General features: G+C 65.0%; 15 protein-coding genes. 10 read left to right on the plus strand and 5 right to left on the minus strand.

Going from position 1 to position 15,461, the window contains the following annotated elements:
- Positions 1-8: 8 nt before the first annotated feature.
- From JMY28_RS23540 to JMY28_RS23570, 7 genes are all read left to right on the plus strand, one after another.
- On the plus strand, positions 9-752 hold the full coding sequence (locus JMY28_RS23540) for a pyrimidine 5'-nucleotidase (protein ID WP_201698455.1): 744 nt from the start codon (positions 9-11) through the stop codon (positions 750-752).
- 45 nt (positions 753-797) lie between these two features.
- Positions 798-1,484 (plus strand): nucleoid occlusion factor SlmA, encoded by a 687-nt coding sequence (slmA, locus tag JMY28_RS23545; protein ID WP_201698313.1) that lies wholly within the window; start codon positions 798-800, stop codon positions 1,482-1,484.
- A gap of 60 nt (positions 1,485-1,544) precedes the next feature.
- Positions 1,545-2,135 (plus strand): HdeD family acid-resistance protein, encoded by a 591-nt coding sequence (locus tag JMY28_RS23550; RefSeq protein ID WP_201698314.1) that lies wholly within the window; start codon positions 1,545-1,547, stop codon positions 2,133-2,135.
- 310 nt (positions 2,136-2,445) lie between these two features.
- Positions 2,446-3,591, plus strand: coding sequence for a homoserine O-succinyltransferase MetX (gene metX, locus JMY28_RS23555; RefSeq protein WP_201698315.1), 1,146 nt, complete (start codon positions 2,446-2,448; stop codon positions 3,589-3,591).
- Positions 3,588-4,196 carry a methionine biosynthesis protein MetW gene (gene metW / locus JMY28_RS23560; protein WP_201698316.1) on the plus strand — a complete coding sequence of 203 codons (609 nt, stop codon included), beginning with the start codon at positions 3,588-3,590 and terminating at the stop codon, positions 4,194-4,196. Before metX ends, metW begins: the two co-directional genes overlap by 4 nt.
- 81 nt (positions 4,197-4,277) lie before the next feature.
- Positions 4,278-5,672: an AmpG family muropeptide MFS transporter gene (locus tag JMY28_RS23565; protein WP_201698317.1), complete on the plus strand. Its 1,395-nt coding sequence runs from the start codon at positions 4,278-4,280 to the stop codon at positions 5,670-5,672.
- Between the two features lie 71 nt (positions 5,673-5,743).
- Complete coding sequence (locus JMY28_RS23570) at positions 5,744-6,796, plus strand: M48 family metalloprotease (protein ID WP_201698456.1); 1,053 nt, start codon at positions 5,744-5,746, stop codon at positions 6,794-6,796.
- A 30-nt stretch (positions 6,797-6,826) separates the two neighbouring features.
- On the opposite strand, the gene JMY28_RS23575 is transcribed toward JMY28_RS23570, so the two are convergent.
- The 5 genes from JMY28_RS23575 to gatC all read right to left on the minus strand — a co-directional run bounded on the left by JMY28_RS23575 (position 6,827) and on the right by gatC (position 12,141).
- Positions 6,827-7,606: an exodeoxyribonuclease III gene (locus tag JMY28_RS23575; protein ID WP_201698318.1), complete on the minus strand. Its 780-nt coding sequence runs from the start codon at positions 7,604-7,606 to the stop codon at positions 6,827-6,829.
- 92 nt (positions 7,607-7,698) lie between these two features.
- Entirely contained in the window at positions 7,699-8,535 is an 837-nt protein-coding gene (locus JMY28_RS23580; RefSeq protein WP_201698319.1) for a PPK2 family polyphosphate kinase, read from the minus strand.
- A 144-nt stretch (positions 8,536-8,679) separates the two neighbouring features.
- Complete coding sequence (gatB, locus tag JMY28_RS23585) at positions 8,680-10,155, minus strand: Asp-tRNA(Asn)/Glu-tRNA(Gln) amidotransferase subunit GatB (protein WP_201698320.1); 1,476 nt, start codon at positions 10,153-10,155, stop codon at positions 8,680-8,682.
- A 2-nt stretch (positions 10,156-10,157) separates the two neighbouring features.
- The gene (gatA, locus tag JMY28_RS23590) at positions 10,158-11,648 is read right to left on the minus strand and encodes an Asp-tRNA(Asn)/Glu-tRNA(Gln) amidotransferase subunit GatA (RefSeq protein WP_201698321.1); all 1,491 of its coding nucleotides are present in this window, start codon (positions 11,646-11,648) and stop codon (positions 10,158-10,160) included.
- Between the two features lie 193 nt (positions 11,649-11,841).
- The gene (gene gatC, locus JMY28_RS23595; protein WP_028203206.1) at positions 11,842-12,141 is read right to left on the minus strand and encodes an Asp-tRNA(Asn)/Glu-tRNA(Gln) amidotransferase subunit GatC; all 300 of its coding nucleotides are present in this window, start codon (positions 12,139-12,141) and stop codon (positions 11,842-11,844) included.
- A 430-nt stretch (positions 12,142-12,571) separates the two neighbouring features.
- On the opposite strand from gatC, the gene JMY28_RS23600 reads away from it, so the two are divergent.
- From JMY28_RS23600 to mreD, 3 genes are all read left to right on the plus strand, one after another.
- A complete protein-coding gene (locus JMY28_RS23600) occupies positions 12,572-13,615 on the plus strand; it encodes a rod shape-determining protein (RefSeq protein WP_004189550.1) in 1,044 nt (347 codons plus the stop codon).
- A gap of 191 nt (positions 13,616-13,806) precedes the next feature.
- A complete protein-coding gene (gene mreC, locus JMY28_RS23605) occupies positions 13,807-14,949 on the plus strand; it encodes a rod shape-determining protein MreC (protein WP_201698322.1) in 1,143 nt (380 codons plus the stop codon).
- A complete protein-coding gene (mreD, locus tag JMY28_RS23610; RefSeq protein ID WP_201698323.1) occupies positions 14,949-15,461 on the plus strand; it encodes a rod shape-determining protein MreD in 513 nt (170 codons plus the stop codon). Before mreC ends, mreD begins: the two co-directional genes overlap by 1 nt.

Genomic DNA, 15,461 nt, shown 5'->3' on the forward strand with positions numbered 1-15,461 from the left:
CGCCCGAGATGACCGACTCCAGCCTTCATGCCAGGCGCGCCCGGCGCCGGCCGCGCCGCGTCGCCCGCACGACGGGCGGCCCTGTCTGGCTCTTCGATCTCGACAACACGCTGCACAATGCGTCGCGCGCGATTTTCCCGGCCATCAACGCCGGGATGACGCAATACATCATCGATGCGCTCGGCGTGAACCGCGACGAAGCCAATCACCTGCGCACGAGCTACACGCGCCGCTACGGCGCGACGCTGCTCGGCCTCACGCGCCATCATCCGATCGACCCGCACGACTTCCTCAAGGTCGTGCATACCTTCGACGACCTGCACGGCATGCTGCACGCCGAGCGCGGCCTCGCCCGCACGCTCGCCGCCCTGCCGGGGCGCAAGATCGTCCTCACCAACGGCCCCGAGAACTATGCGCACGCGGTGCTCGCGGCGCTCGGCATCGAGCGGCTCTTCGAGCGCGTGATCGCCATCGAAGGTATGCGCTCGCGCAGCCACTGGCGCGCCAAGCCCGACCGCGCGATGCTGCGCGGCACGCTGCGCCGGGCGGGCGTGGCCCTCGCGGATGCGATCCTGATCGAAGACACGCGCAGCCACCTCAAGCGCTATCGGTGTCTTGGCATCCGCACCGTATGGATCACGGGGCATTTGCCGGCGCATCTGCCGGGCACTGGCAGGCCCCACTATGTCGATCGTCGCATTCGTTCGCTAAAATCCCTGAAACCAGGCCTGCAGTCGGGACGCTCGAAGTAAAACGGGGGAGCGTAAGCCCAGAGGCCAACGCCAGGGACGATATCCATGCAGCCGACAGAAACGCGTGAAGCAGTCGAAGCAGCAGAATCGCCGGGCGCGGCCCGCCGCGCCCCCCGCCCGAAACCGGGCGAACGCCGTATCCACATTCTCCAGACGCTCGCCACCATGCTCGAGGCGCCGCGTGGCGAGAAAATCACCACCGCGGCGCTGGCCGCGCGCCTGGGGGTTTCCGAGGCCGCGCTGTATCGCCATTTCGCGAGCAAGGCCCAGATGTACGAGGGCCTGATCGACTTTATCGAGCAGACGCTCTTCGGGCTCATCAACCAGATCGTCGAAAAAGAGCCGAGCGGCGTCCTGCAGGCGCGTGCGATTGCCCTGATGCTCGTCAATTTTTCTACGCGCAACGCGGGCATGACCCGCGTACTGACCTGCGAAGCCCTTGTGGGCGAGCACGAGCGCCTCGCCGAACGCGTGAACCAGATGCTCGATCGCGTCGAGGCGTCGCTGCGTCAGTGTCTGCGCGTTGCCGTCGCGCAAGAGGCGGAGCGCAGGGGAATTTCAGGGTCTGACCATGTCAACGCGAAGGCCACCGCCAAAGGATACGATCCAACGGTCCGTGCGAATCTGGTCGTGCGCTATGTGATCGGTTGCTGGCATCGCTATGCGCAAAGCGGTTTCACTCGGTCACCGAGCGAGCACGCAGACGAGCAGATCCGCATCATTCTTCAATAGCGCGGCCGCGCGGCGTTCTTTCGTGGCGGCTGCTCGCGTCGCTACAAGGAGAACCGCCGCATGAACCGTCCCGTTCCTCCCTTCGGCCTTCCGCCCATCCTGACGGGCCTCTCCGCCCATTGGGGATGGCTCATCGCGCGCGGTCTCGCCGCCATCATCTTCGGCGTGCTCGCCTTCTCGCTGCCCGGCCTCACCGTGCTCACGCTCGCCATCGTCTGGGGCGCCTACGCCATCGTCGACGGCGCGTTCGCGCTTATCTACGGTGCGCGCGGCGGCGGCACGCGGCGCTGGACCTACGTCATCATCGGTCTGATCGGTGTGATCGCCGGCCTCGTGGCGTTCTTCTGGCCCGGCGAGACCGCCATCGTCCTCGTGATGATCATCGGCGTGTGGGCGTTCTTCACGGGCATCTTCGAAATCGTCTACGCGATCCAGTACCGGCACGCCATTGCGCATCCATGGGCGGTCGGGATTTCGGGGCTGCTGTCGGCCACGGTGGGCTTTTTCTTCGCGATGTTCCCCGGCGCGGGCGCCCTTTCGCTGATCTGGGTGATCGCCGCCTACGCGGTCCTCTACGGACTCTTGATGATCATCGCGGCCTTGCAGCTGCGTCGCTGGCGCAACGCGCATCCGTCTGCGCCCGGGAAGTGATGAGGCTTCGGGGCCTCGCGCGGCGCGCGGGCGCATGAAGGGAGGCGCAAGTGCGCCGGGCGGCGCCGTAGCGCCCGGGCCGCCTTTCCTGCGCTGCGCGTCGCTTTGCACTTTTTCCGATATACTCTGCGTTCCTTTTGCTATACCCACGCGCCGATTTGCTGACTCGATTGCGGGCGCGTGAACTCCGAGGGCTTCTAGCCTGGAGTTCGATATAAATGCGGCTAAAGAGGTCGTCAGCTGCGCCAATCCTTTCGCACTCCGCGCCCGCCGACACCGTTTAGCCGCCCGAAAAACCAAGGCGGAACGAATGGAATCGATCGGCATCGTCGCTCCTCAAACACTGCATTTCGACGAGCCCCTGCAACTGCAGAACGGCACGGCGCTGGCCGGGTACGACCTCGTGGTCGAGACCTACGGCACGCTCAACGCCGCGCGCAGTAACGCGGTGCTCGTCTGTCACGCGCTCAACGCCTCGCACCACGTGGCGGGCGTCTACGAGGACGACCCCAAAAATGTGGGCTGGTGGGACAACATGGTCGGCCCGGGCAAGCCGCTCGATACCAATCGCTTCTTCGTGATCGGCGTGAATAACCTGGGCTCGTGCTTTGGCTCGACGGGCCCGATGAGCATCGACCCGGCAAGCGGCCAGCCCTATGGCGCGAAGTTTCCGGTCGTGACCGTCGAGGACTGGGTGGACGCCCAGGCGCGCGTGGCCGATCGCTTCGGCATCGAGAAGTTCGCCGCGGTAATGGGCGGCAGCCTTGGCGGCATGCAAGCACTTGCATGGAGCCTGCGCTATCCCGAACGTCTCGGCCACTGCATCGTGGTCGCCTCCACGCCCAAGCTCTCGGCGCAGAACATCGCGTTCAACGAGGTAGCGCGCTCGGCCATCCTCTCGGACCCCGACTTCCACGGCGGCGACTACTACGCGCACAACGTGAAACCGCGCCGCGGCCTGCGCGTGGCGCGCATGATCGGCCACATCACCTATCTGTCCGACGACGACATGGCCGAAAAATTCGGCCGGGCGCTGCGCCGCGCAGAAGGCGCCGTCGACGAGTACAACTTCAACTTCGACGTGGAATTCGAAGTGGAGTCGTACTTGCGCTATCAGGGCGACAAGTTCGCCGACTACTTCGACGCCAACACCTACCTGCTGATCACGCGCGCGCTCGATTACTTCGACCCCGCCAAGGCGTACGACGGCGACCTCACGCGCGCGCTCGCGCACACGAAGGCGAAGTACCTCGTGGCGAGCTTCGCGACCGACTGGCGTTTCGCGCCCGCGCGCTCGCGCGAACTCGTGAAGGCGCTGCTCGATCACAAGCGCCAGGTCACCTACGCGGAAATCGACGCGCCGCACGGCCACGACGCCTTCCTGCTCGACGACGCGCGCTATCACAATGTGGTGCGCGCTTACTACGAACGTATTGCTGCTGAGGTGGGCGCATGAACCAGAGCGCTTTCGACAGTCTTTCCGGCCGTCCCGACTTTCGCACCATCGCGCGCTGGATCGAACCGCGCGCGAAAGTGCTCGACCTCGGCTGCGGCGACGGCTCGCTGCTCTCGCTTCTCACCGAGGAGCTTGAGTGCACGGGCTACGGCATCGAGATCAACGACGCGGGGGTGCTCGCTTCGGTGAAGAACGGCATCAACGTGATCCAGCAAAACCTGGAAGACGGCCTACGCCTCTTCGAGGACGCAAGCTTCGACTTCGCGATCCTCTCGCAAACGCTGCAGACCATTCACCAGACGGCCGCGATCCTGCGCGAGACGGCGCGCGTGGGCAAGGAGTGCATCGTCTCGTTTCCGAACTTCGGCTACTGGCCGCACCGGCTTTCGGTGCTGCGCGGACGCATGCCGGTTTCGAAGTCGCTGCCCTACCAGTGGCATAACACGCCGAACGTGCGTGTTCTCACGGTGAAGGACTTCGAGGCGCTCGCGCCCGAGGTGGGCATCGAAATTCTCGACCGCGCCGTACTCCATGGGGGCCAGACCGTTCGATGGGGCGTGAACTGGCGTGGTAGTCTTGCGGTCTATCGCGTGAGAAAAAAATGACGCCGTGCGCGGCGTCGCGTGTTTTTCTGCCCGACCGGTTCACCTGCAACCGCACCCAACACCGCCGCCGCTAACGACGACATGCAGAATCCGCCCCACGAGGCACCCGCTCTTACCGCTCACGAATCCCACCCCGGCTGGCGTGCGTATCTGAATACGCACATGCTGATCTGCGTGTTCCTCGGCTTTACCTCCGGGCTGCCGCTCTTCACGCTCGTCTATCTGGTGCAGGCGTGGCTGCGCTCCGAGGGCGTCAATCTCAAGGAGATCGGCCTCTTCGCGCTGATCCAGTTCCCGTATACCTGGAAGTTCGTCTGGGCGCCGCTCATGGACCGCTATGTGCCGCGCCTGCCGGGCTGGCGCCCGGGCCGGCGGCGCGGCTGGATGCTCGTCACGCAAATTCTGGTGGCGCTCGCCATCGGCACGCTCGGCTACGTTTCGCCGAAAGATTCGATCTGGACCGTGGCCGCGCTCACCGCGCTCGTGGCGTTCTTCGGCGCGAGCCAGGACATCTCCATCGACGCCTACCGGCGTGAACTGCTCACCGACACGCAACAGGGTCTCGGCAACGCCGTGCACGTGAACGCCTACAAGATCGCGGCGCTCGTGCCAGGTTCGCTCGCACTGATCCTTTCCGACCACCTGCCATGGAGCACCGTGTTCGTGGTCACGGCGGCGTTCATGATTCCCGGCATGATCATGACGCTCGTGGTGAGCGAGCCCGAAGTGCACGGCGCGCCGCCGAGGAACCTGCGTGAAGCGATCGTGCAGCCGTTCGCCGAGTTCGTGCGCCGCGACGGCCTCGCCGCGGCGCTGTTCGTACTCGCCTTCATCTTCCTCTACAAACTCGGCGACACGATGGCGACCACGCTGTCCACATCGTTCTTCCTCGACATCGGCTATTCGCGCACCGAGATCGGCGTGATCGCCAAGATGACGGCGTTCGGCGCGAGCCTCGCGGGCGGCATTGTCGGCGGCGTGGCGCTGGTGAAGATCGGCATTGGGCGCGGGCTCTGGATCTTCGGTTTCCTGCAGATGATTTCGACGCTCGGCTTCGCGTGGCTCGCGCAGCTCAGCGCGGCTTCGCCTTCGCTCGCGGCCATCTACGATGCCGTGCTCGCCGTGAGCCACGCGGTCTCGTGGGCCGCAGGTTTCTTCGGCGCGAACGTGCAATTCACGCTCGACCCGCGCGCGGTGGCGCTCGCGCTTGTCTACGGATTCGAGACCTTTGCAACGGGACTCACGCTCGCCGCGTTCACTGCCTATATTGCAAGCACGACCGATCCGCGTTACACCGCCACGCAGTTCGCACTCTTCACGAGCCTGGCCTCCGTGCCGCGTACGCTGGCCTCCGCCGCGAGTGGCTACGTGGTCGCGAAGATCGGCTGGTCCGACTATTTCATCGTCTGCACGGTGCTCGCGGTACCGGGTATGCTCCTGCTCATTCGTATTGCCCCGTGGAGAGTCCGGTCGTGAGCGTGCACGAGACCGCCGTGCAAAGCCAGCGTGCGCGGCAGCGCCGAGGCAAGCGCGCTCGCGCGCTCGCGATGGTCCTTGCCGCGGCCTGGCCGGCCCTTTCTGCCTGGAGTGCTTCAGCTGCCGATAACCCGGCCGCCACGAGCGCCCCGGCGGCCGTGCCGGGCAACCCCGCAACGCCGCCAGCGGTCAGCGCCGCGAGCGCAAGCATCGGTGCAATCAATCCAACGAATAGCGCAAACGGTGCAGCAAACAGCGGTGCGAGCACGAATGCCACGCCGGACAACGTCGCCCCTGGCGCGCCGAACACGGGCCGCGTGGTGCGCTTCGGCAACGCCGCGGTGTACCGCAACCTGATTCCCTCGCCGATGCTCGAAGCGCAGGCCACTGCGGAATTCAACGAGATCGTGCGCGGCGCGGCCCATTCGAATCGCCTCTATGCCGAAAGCGATCCGCACGTGCAGCGCGTGCGGGCGTTCGTCGACCGGCTCGCGCCTTACGCGCTGAAGTGGAGCGATCGCGTCAAGAACTGGAAGTGGGAAGTGGCGGTGATCCGCTCGAACGACATTCGCATGTACGCCCTGCCGGGCGGCAAGATCGTCGTGTACGGCGGCCTGCTCGACCGCGTGAAGCTCAACGACAACGAGTTCGGCATGCTGCTCGGCCACGAGATCGCGCATGCGGTGCGCGAGCACGTGCGCGAGCGCCTTGGCGAACAGCAGGCCGCGCAGATCGAATCGGGCAGCGTGCCGCAACTCTTCGGGCTCGCGGATCTCGGTGTGTTTCCGCTCGGTATCGGCTCACAGCTCGTGGAGATGCACTACGGCCGCGCCGACGAAACCGAAGCCGACGTGATCGGCAGCGATATCGCCTCGCGCGCGGGCTTCGATCCGCGCGCCGCGCTCACGCTCTGGGACAAGCTCGCGGTGGCGACACGCGCCGACCGCGACCAGGGCTTCATCTACGTGCATCCGTACACGCCGGCGCGTCGCGCGGACATCGCCAAGCGCCTCGCGGACATGATGCCGCTCTACGCGAAGGCTATCGGCAAGCCGCTCGCCGAGTTGCCCGACTACGAGGGCATCCCGGCCGTGCAGAAGCGCAAGGTGGTTTCGGCGCCGTGAAAGCGGGTTCGCAGCGCGCCGGGATGAGCGTCAGCTCTTGACCTTGTAGTCGTAGTCGATAGTCAGCGGCGCGTGGTCGCTGAACTTGATGTCCTTGAAGATCGACGTTTTCTTCGCCTTGTGCGCAATGCCGGGCGTTGCGATCTGATAGTCGATACGCCACCCCACGTTCTTCGCATACGCCTGGCCGCGGTTGCTCCACCACGTGTACTGCTCGGGGCGCGGGTCGAGCGTGCGGAACACGTCCACGTAGCCCACGTCGTCGAAGAGGCTCGTGAGCCACGCGCGCTCTTCGGGCAGGCAACCCGAATTCTTCTGGTTGCCCTTCCAGTTCTTGATATCGATTTCCTTGTGGACGATGTTCACGTCGCCGCACACGATCACTTCGCGCTCGCGCTTGAGTTCAGCGAGATGCGGCATGAATTCATCCATGAAGCGGTACTTCGCGGCCTGACGCTCGTCGCCGCTCGAGCCCGAAGGTACGTAGACCGAAATCACCGAGAGCTTGCCGTAGCGCGTTTCCACGTAGCGCCCTTCCGGGTCGAACTCCTCACTGCCGAAACCGATGATGACGTCATCGGGCTCGTAGCGCGAGTAAACGCCCGCGCCGCTATAGCCCTTCTTCACCGCATGCTGGAAGTAGCCCGTGAAGTCGTGCGGCGCGAGGAACTCGGGCGTCATGTCGTCCTGCGAGCACTTGATCTCCTGCACGCAGAGCACGTCGGCTTTCTGTTCGCCGAACCATTCGAAAAAGCCCTTCTTCGCCGCCGAGCGGATGCCATTCAGATTCGCGGTGATCACACGCAACATGTCTTCTTTCCTCTTGATTTTGCGTTGCTTTTACGTTTTCTCGCGCCGCGGCGCTGGACTGCACTGCCGGGCGCGAGCGGATACGGTCGGTCTCAGTCGATCTTGAGACCCTTGAGCTCGGGCTTGGCCGGCGGGAATTCGAGCTTGAGGCTTTCCATCAGGCGCAGCAGCAACTCACCCACCATGACGTTGCGATGCGACTTCGAATCCGCGGGAATCACGAACCACGGCGCGTATTCCGTAGAGGTGGCCGCGAGCGCGTCCTGGTACGAGGCCTGGTAGGCGTCCCATTGCTTGCGAGCTTCGAGATCCGATACGTCGAACTTCCAATGCTTGGTCGGATCGTCGATACGCGCCTGGATGCGGCTTCGCTGCTCGTCCTTCGAGATATGCAGCATGCACTTGATGATCGACGTGCCGCTCTGCGCGAGCAGCGCCTCGAAATCGCGAATCTGGCGGTAACGGCGCTCGCATTCGGCAGAGTCGATCTGGCCGATCACGCGCGGCACGAGCACATCTTCGTAGTGGCTGCGGTTGAAGATGGCAAGCTCCCCCGCCCCCGGCACCTGCAGATGCACGCGCCAGAGAAAGTCGCGCGAAGCCTCGATGGGCGTGGGCGCGCGAAACGGCACGATGCGCAGGCCGAGCGGGTCGACCTCGCGGAATACGCCGCGGATCGTGCCGTCCTTGCCGCTCGTGTCCATGCCCTGCAGCACGAGCAGCACGCGCTGGTGACGCTGTGAATGCAGACGCTCCTGCAGCACGTCGAGCTTCTTGCCGATTTCGGAGAGGCGCTCGCGGTCGCCGTCCTTGCTGCCGCTCGAAAACGGTTTCGCGGTGGGGTCGAGCGCGCTGAGCGAGAAGGTCTGCGTCTTCTTGTCGCTGAAGTACGGCACGCGGTAATCGTCGAGACTCGGGACCTTGGACATGCTTTGTTCTCCTCTCTCTCGTGAATACAGATGGCAAAGCGAGCTAACGCCCTGGCGCTCGCCTGAAGCGGCAAGGCGGCGCCGCACTGCTACGCACGACGCCGCCTTGCCAGCATGCCCGAATCCGGCGGGCCGCACCCAAACTCAGCCCAGCTTCTTCTTCAGCAGTTCGTTGACCTGCTGCGGATTCGCCTTGCCCTTCGTCGCCTTCATGGCCTGGCCGATCAGCGCGTTGAACGCTTTTTCCTTACCCGCGCGGAATTCTTCCACCGACTTCGGGTTCGCCGCGAGCACCTCGTCGATGATCGCTTCGAGCGCGCCGGTATCCGAAATCTGCTTGAGGCCCTTCGCTTCGATGATGCGGTCGGCGGCGCCTTCGTCTGCTGCCTTCTCGTCCCACATCGCCTGGAACACTTCCTTGGCGATCTTGTTCGAGATCGTGCCGTCGGCGATGCGCGCGAGCAGCACGGCGAACTGCGCGGCCGAGACCGGCGAGGCTTCGATGTCGAGGCCTTCGCGGTTGAGCTGCGACGAGACTTCGCCCATCAGCCAGTTGGCGGCGGCCTTGGCTTGCGCTGCGCCGGCCTTCGCGACGACGGCTTCGAAGTACGAGGCCATCGCCTTGCTCGACGTGAGCACGTTCGCGTCATACGGCGTCACGCCATATTGCTCGACGAAGCGCGTTTGCATTGTCGCGGGCAGCTCGGGCATCTCGCCCTTCACGCGCTCGACCCACGCTGCATCGATCACGAGCGGCATGAGGTCGGGGTCGGGGAAATAGCGGTAGTCGTGCGCGTCTTCCTTGCTGCGCATCGAACGCGTCTCGCGCTTGTCCGGATCGTAGAGGCGCGTTTCCTGCACCACCGTGCCGCCGTGCTCGATCAGCTCGATCTGGCGGCGCACTTCGTACTGGATGGCTTCTTCGAGGAAGCGGAACGAGTTCAGGTTCTTGATCTCGGCGCGCGTGCCGAATTCCTTCTGGCCGACCGGGCGCACGGAGACGTTCGCGTCGCAACGGAACGAACCTTCCTGCATGTTGCCGTCGCAAATACCGAGCCACACCACGAGCGTGTGCAGCGTCTTCGCGTAGGCCACGGCTTCCGCCGCGCTGCGCATTTCGGGTTCCGTAACGATTTCGAGCAGCGGCGTGCCCGCGCGGTTCAGGTCGATGCCCGTCATACCCGCGAAGTCTTCGTGCAGCGACTTGCCCGCGTCCTCTTCCAGATGCGCGCGCGTGAGATTGACGGTCTTCTCGTACGCGTCCGTGCCGGCCTTTTCGTTGGCCGGCACCTGGATCGTAATCTGACCGCCCTGCACGACCGGAATCTCGTACTGGCTGATCTGATAGCCCTTCGGCAGATCCGGATAGAAGTAGTTCTTGCGCGCGAAGATGCTGCGCGGCGCGATCGTCGAGCCGATCGCAAGGCCGAACTGGATCGCGCGCTCAACGGCGCCGCGGTTCATCACCGGCAGCACGCCCGGCAGCGCGAGATCGACGGGGCAGGCCTGCGTGTTGGGCGCGGCGCCGAACTGCGTCGATGCGCCCGAGAAGATCTTCGACGCCGTCGACAATTGCGCGTGCGTTTCGAGACCGATAACGACTTCCCACTGTGTTGCCATGTTCACACCCCTGCCGGCGCTTTGCGATGCCAGTCGGTCGCGCGCTGGAAAGCGTCGGCGACCTGCAGCATGCGGGCCTCGTTGAAATAGTTGCCGACGATCTGCAGACCGACGGGTCGCTGCGCGTTCGCACCCGCGCCGAATCCGCACGGCACGCTCATGCCGGGCAGGCCCGCGAGGCTCGTGGAAAGCGTGTAGATGTCAGCCAGGTACATCTGCAGCGGATCGTCGCCCTTCGCGCCCAGGTCCCATGCCACGCTCGGGGCCACCGGGCCCATGATCACGTCGCACTGTTTGAACGCTTCCTGGAAATCTTGCGCGATGATGCGGCGGATCTTCTGCGCCTGCAGGTAGTAGGCGTCGTAGTAGCCGTGCGACAGCACATACGCGCCCACCAGAATACGGCGCTTCACTTCGGGCCCGAAGCCCTCGGCGCGCGACTTCTTGTACATGTCGAGCAGATCGCGGTATTCCGCCGCACGGTGGCCAAAGCGTACGCCGTCGAAGCGCGAGAGGTTCGACGAAGCTTCCGCCGGGGCGATCACGTAGTACACGGGAATCGACAGCTCGGTCTTCGGCAGCGTGACTTCCACGAGCGTCGCGCCCAGCGACTCGTACGTCTTCAGCGCGGCGTCGATGGCGGCGCGCACGTCGTCGGCAAGGCCCGCGCCGAAGTACTCCTTCGGCAGGCCGATGCGCAGGCCCGCGAGCGGCTTGTCGGCGCTGGCGTGGGCGCTCCACGTCTGGCCGAGAAAGCGCGTGTAGTCCTCGTGCTCGTGCGTGAGGCTCGTCGAGTCGCGCTCGTCGAAACCGCCCATGGCGTTCAGCAGCAGCGCGCAATCCGTCGCGTTCTGCGCGAACGGGCCGCCCTGGTCGAGAGACGAAGCGAACGCGATCATGCCGTAGCGCGACACGCGGCCGTACGTGGGCTTGATGCCCGTCACGCCCGTGAACGACGCCGGCTGGCGAATCGAGCCGCCCGTGTCGGTGCCGGTGGCGGCGGGCGCGAGGCGCGCCGCGACGGCCGCGGCGGAACCGCCCGACGAGCCGCCCGGCACGGCCTTCGTGTCCCAGGGGTTCTTCACGGCGCCGAAGTGCGAGTTCTCGTTGGACGAGCCCATCGCGAATTCGTCCATGTTGGTCTTGCCGAGGCAGACCATGCCCGCGCGCTCAAGCCGTTCGACCACGGTCGCGTCGAACGGGCTCACATAGTTTGCGAGCATCTTCGAGCCCGCGGTCGAGCGCCAGCCGCGCGTGACGAACACGTCCTTGTGGGCGAGCGGAATGCCCGCGAGCGGGCCCGCGTGGCCCGAATGCAGAAGCGCGTCGGCGGCCTTCGCCTGAGCAAGCGTCAATTCGGGATTGACGTCGACGAAAGCGTTCAGGTCTTGATGCGCCTCAATCCGGCCCAGAAAGTGCTGGGCCAGTTCGACTGCGGAGCACTCCTTCGCAGCCAGCGCGGCGCGCAGTTCGGTCAAGCTTTTGTCATGCATTGCGTGATTCCTGGAAGAACGTCACGGCGTGGTCGTAATCAGATCGTTGCGCCGTCCGAAAAGCGGCTCGACAGACGTTGACAAACGTGTAGGCCATTTCTCGGCAAACCCGCGAAAACTCGGGAGTCCGTGCCTTTTCGAACTGTTCCGACGACTCGAAAGGTTTCGAAAATGGCGAAAAAATGCTGCGCGTTTACTCAATCACGCGCGGTACAAGGTAAAGTCCGTCCTGCACCGCGGGCGCAGGACGTTGCAGCGCTTCGCGGTCCACGATTTCGGTCACGGCGTCCTCGCGCAGGCGCAGCGCGACGTCCTCGATCTGCTCGATCGGGTGGGCGAGCGGCGCAATGCCAGTCGTGTCCACGGCCTGCATCTGCTCGACGAGGCCGAAGAAGTCGTTGAGGCGTTCGAGCGTATTGCCAGCTTCGGCGTCGGCCAGTTCGAGGCGCGCAAGATGCGCGATGCGCTTCACATCGTTCAGGGTCAGGGCCATGCGGTCACCGGAAAAAGAGGCTGCGGCAGTTCGGAAATTCGGTGCTGCAACAGCGGTTTATCGCGCCGGATCCGGCTCTGGAGGAAAGCTTCGATGAGGTCAAAAACTGCCTTCCGGATCCTGCAAAACAGGCAAAATTATAAGGTATCATTACGCGTTCGACCCAAACCCGGACCGCCTTGCATCCGCCTTTCAGTTCTGTACGCAACTCAATGCGGCCAGACAAGATGAAATGGGCGGCGCAGCGTGGCTGCCTCCGGTAACCATCCCCGCAGTCTCAGGCCCCTCGTGGCGCCCCTTGCGACTCCCTGCGCAGTCCGCTCGTGGTGCTCTCGTGGCGGCGCATAGCGCCCTGAGGCTGTTTATTTTTCCGCTGCCGCCCTCGCCCCAGAAGCTCGAAGGTCGGCCACAAGCGAGACAGGATTTTTGAATGTTCGGTTTTCTGCGTAGCTACTTCTCCAACGACCTGGCGATCGACCTCGGCACCGCCAACACCCTGATCTATATGCGCGGCAAGGGCATCGTCCTCGACGAACCCTCGGTCGTCTCCATTCGCCAGGAAGGCGGCCCGAACGGCAAGAAGACGATTCAGGCAGTCGGCAAGGAAGCCAAGCAGATGCTCGGCAAGGTCCCGGGCAACATCGAAGCCATCCGCCCGATGAAGGACGGCGTGATCGCCGACTTCACCGTCACCGAGCAGATGATCAAGCAGTTCATCAAGACGGCGCACGAGTCGCGCATGTTCTCGCCGTCGCCGCGCATCATCATCTGCGTGCCGTGCGGCTCGACCCAGGTCGAGCGCCGCGCGATCAAGGAAGCCGCGCACGGCGCGGGCGCCTCGCAGGTCTACCTCATTGAAGAGCCGATGGCCGCCGCGATCGGCGCGGGCCTGCCGGTTTCGGAAGCCACGGGCTCGATGGTCGTCGACATCGGCGGCGGCACGACCGAAGTGGGCGTGATCTCGCTCGGCGGCATCGTGTACAAGGGCTCGGTGCGCGTGGGCGGCGACAAGTTCGACGAAGCGATCGTGAACTACATCCGCCGCAACTACGGCATGCTGATCGGCGAACAAACCGCCGAAGCCATCAAGAAGGAAATCGGCTCGGCCTTCCCGGGTTCCGAAGTCAAGGAAATGGAAGTGAAGGGCCGCAACCTGTCCGAAGGCATTCCGCGCAGCTTCACGATTTCGAGCAACGAAATTCTCGAAGCGCTCACCGACCCGCTGAACCAGATCGTCTCGTCGGTGAAGATCGCACTCGAACAAACGCCGCCGGAACTCGGCGCCGACATCGCCGAGCGCGGCATGATGCTCACGGGCGGTGGCGCGCTGCTGCGCGACCTGGACCGCCTGCTCGCCGAAGAAACCGGTCTGCCGGTGCTCGTGGCCGAAGACCCGCTCACCTGCGTGGTGCGCGGCTCGGGCATGGCGCTCGAGCGCATGGACAAGCTTGGCAGCATCTTCTCGTACGAGTAAGCGCGCCGCGCACCGCTGCGCTCGCCCGCGGCGCGGTTTCGGCGTCGCCGCGCCCCTGATGGCGTGGCGGCACGCGCGCCGCCCCGGCGCCCGCAACGGGGCGGCCTTCGGGGCGCCGAAGTTTCACACTTCGTTGTGCCCTCCGTTACACCCTCTGTTTCACCGAACCGCACACGCCCCCGGCGCCGACCATGGAATACAGTCCGCCGCCCCTCTTTAGACAGGGCCCATCGGCACTCGCACGGCTGATCTTCTTCGTCGTGCTGTCGCTCGCGCTCCTCGTCTCCGACGCGCGCTTCAAGACGCTCGAGGTCGTGCGCGGCGTGCTCGGCGCGGGCCTGTACCCGCTGCAACGCGCGGCCCTCGTGCCGCGCGACTTCTTTATGGGCGCCGCCGATCTGGCCGTGACGAGTTCCACGCTGCGCACCGAGAACACGCAACTGCACGTGCGCAATCTCCAGCTTTCGCAGCAGGCCAACGCGGCCGCGTCGCTCGTAGCCGAAAATACGCACCTGCGCGCGCTGCTGCAGCTCTCGCAGCGCATTGGCGCGCAAACCACGCCTGCTGACGTCCAGTACGATACGCGCGACCCGTTCACACAGAAAGTCGTGATCGGCGGCGGTTCGCAGCAGGGTATCCAGAACGGCTCGCCGGTATTGAGCGAGGACGGCGTGATCGGCCAGGTCACGCGCGTGTTCCCCATGCAGTCCGAAGTCACGCTCGTGACCGACAAGGACCAGGCGGTGCCAGTCGAAGTCGTGCGCACGGGCCTGCGCAGCGTGATCTATGGCACGGCGAAGGGCGACCTGCTCGATCTGCGCTTCGTGCCGATCAGCGCCGACCTGCAAGTGGGCGATGAACTGGTGACGAGCGGACTCGACGGCGTGTATCCGCAAGGACTGCCGGTCGCGAAGGTGCTGCGCGTGGACAAGCAGGCCGATACGGCATTCGCACGCGTGGTCTGCCTGCCGCTCGCCGCCGTGCGCGGGGCGCGCCAGGTGCTCGTGCTGCACTATGTCCCGCAGGTGCCGCCCAACCCGATCGCCGCCGAAGAAGCCGCGGCAGCCGCCGAGGCGAAGGACGCGAAGAAGAAGCCCGCCAAGGCCGCAGACAAGAAGGGCGACAAGAAAGTCGACGACGCGAAGGCGAAGCCCGCCGCAGCGGCAGGTGCGTCGGGCGCAACGGCGCCGGCCGCCCCCGCGCAGCAGGCGAAGCCTGCAGCAAACGCGCCCGCCGCCGACAAGAAGCCGGCGGATAAAAAGCAGCTCGAGAGAAGGCCCAAGGAGAGCATGCGGGAAGAGGCAGCGAAGGCCGTTGAGCAAGGGGGCCATTGATGCCGCGTCCGCAATACATTCTCCAGCCGGTCAATCCGTACTTCATCGTTTTCAGCCTTGCGGCGGCGTTCCTGCTGAACCTGCTGCCCTGGGGCAAGCTGGCCGGCGTGCCGGACTTCGTCGCGCTCGTGCTGCTGTTCTGGAACATTCACCAGCCGCGCAAGGTCGGCATGGGCGTCGCGTTCTTCCTGGGGCTCCTCATGGACGTCCACAACGCGAACCTGCTGGGCGAGCACGCGCTCGCGTACACGCTGCTTTCGTACGGCGCGATCACCATTCACCGCCGCGTGCTGTGGATGTCGATCGGCCTGCAGATGTTCGCTGTCACGCCCATGCTGGTCGGCGCGCAAGTCGTGCCGTTCATGATCCGCCTGCTGATGGGCGCTTCGTTTCCTGGCTGGGGTTACCTCATCAGCGGCTTCGTCGAGGCCATCCTCTGGCCGTTCGCGAGCGTGCTGCTGCTCCTGCCGCAGCGCCGCCCCGTCGATCCCGACGACACCCGGCCCATTTGA

The sequence above is a fragment of the Paraburkholderia hiiakae genome (assembly GCF_904848665.1).
In the GTDB taxonomy this organism is placed as follows: Bacteria; Pseudomonadota; Gammaproteobacteria; order Burkholderiales; family Burkholderiaceae; genus Paraburkholderia; species Paraburkholderia hiiakae.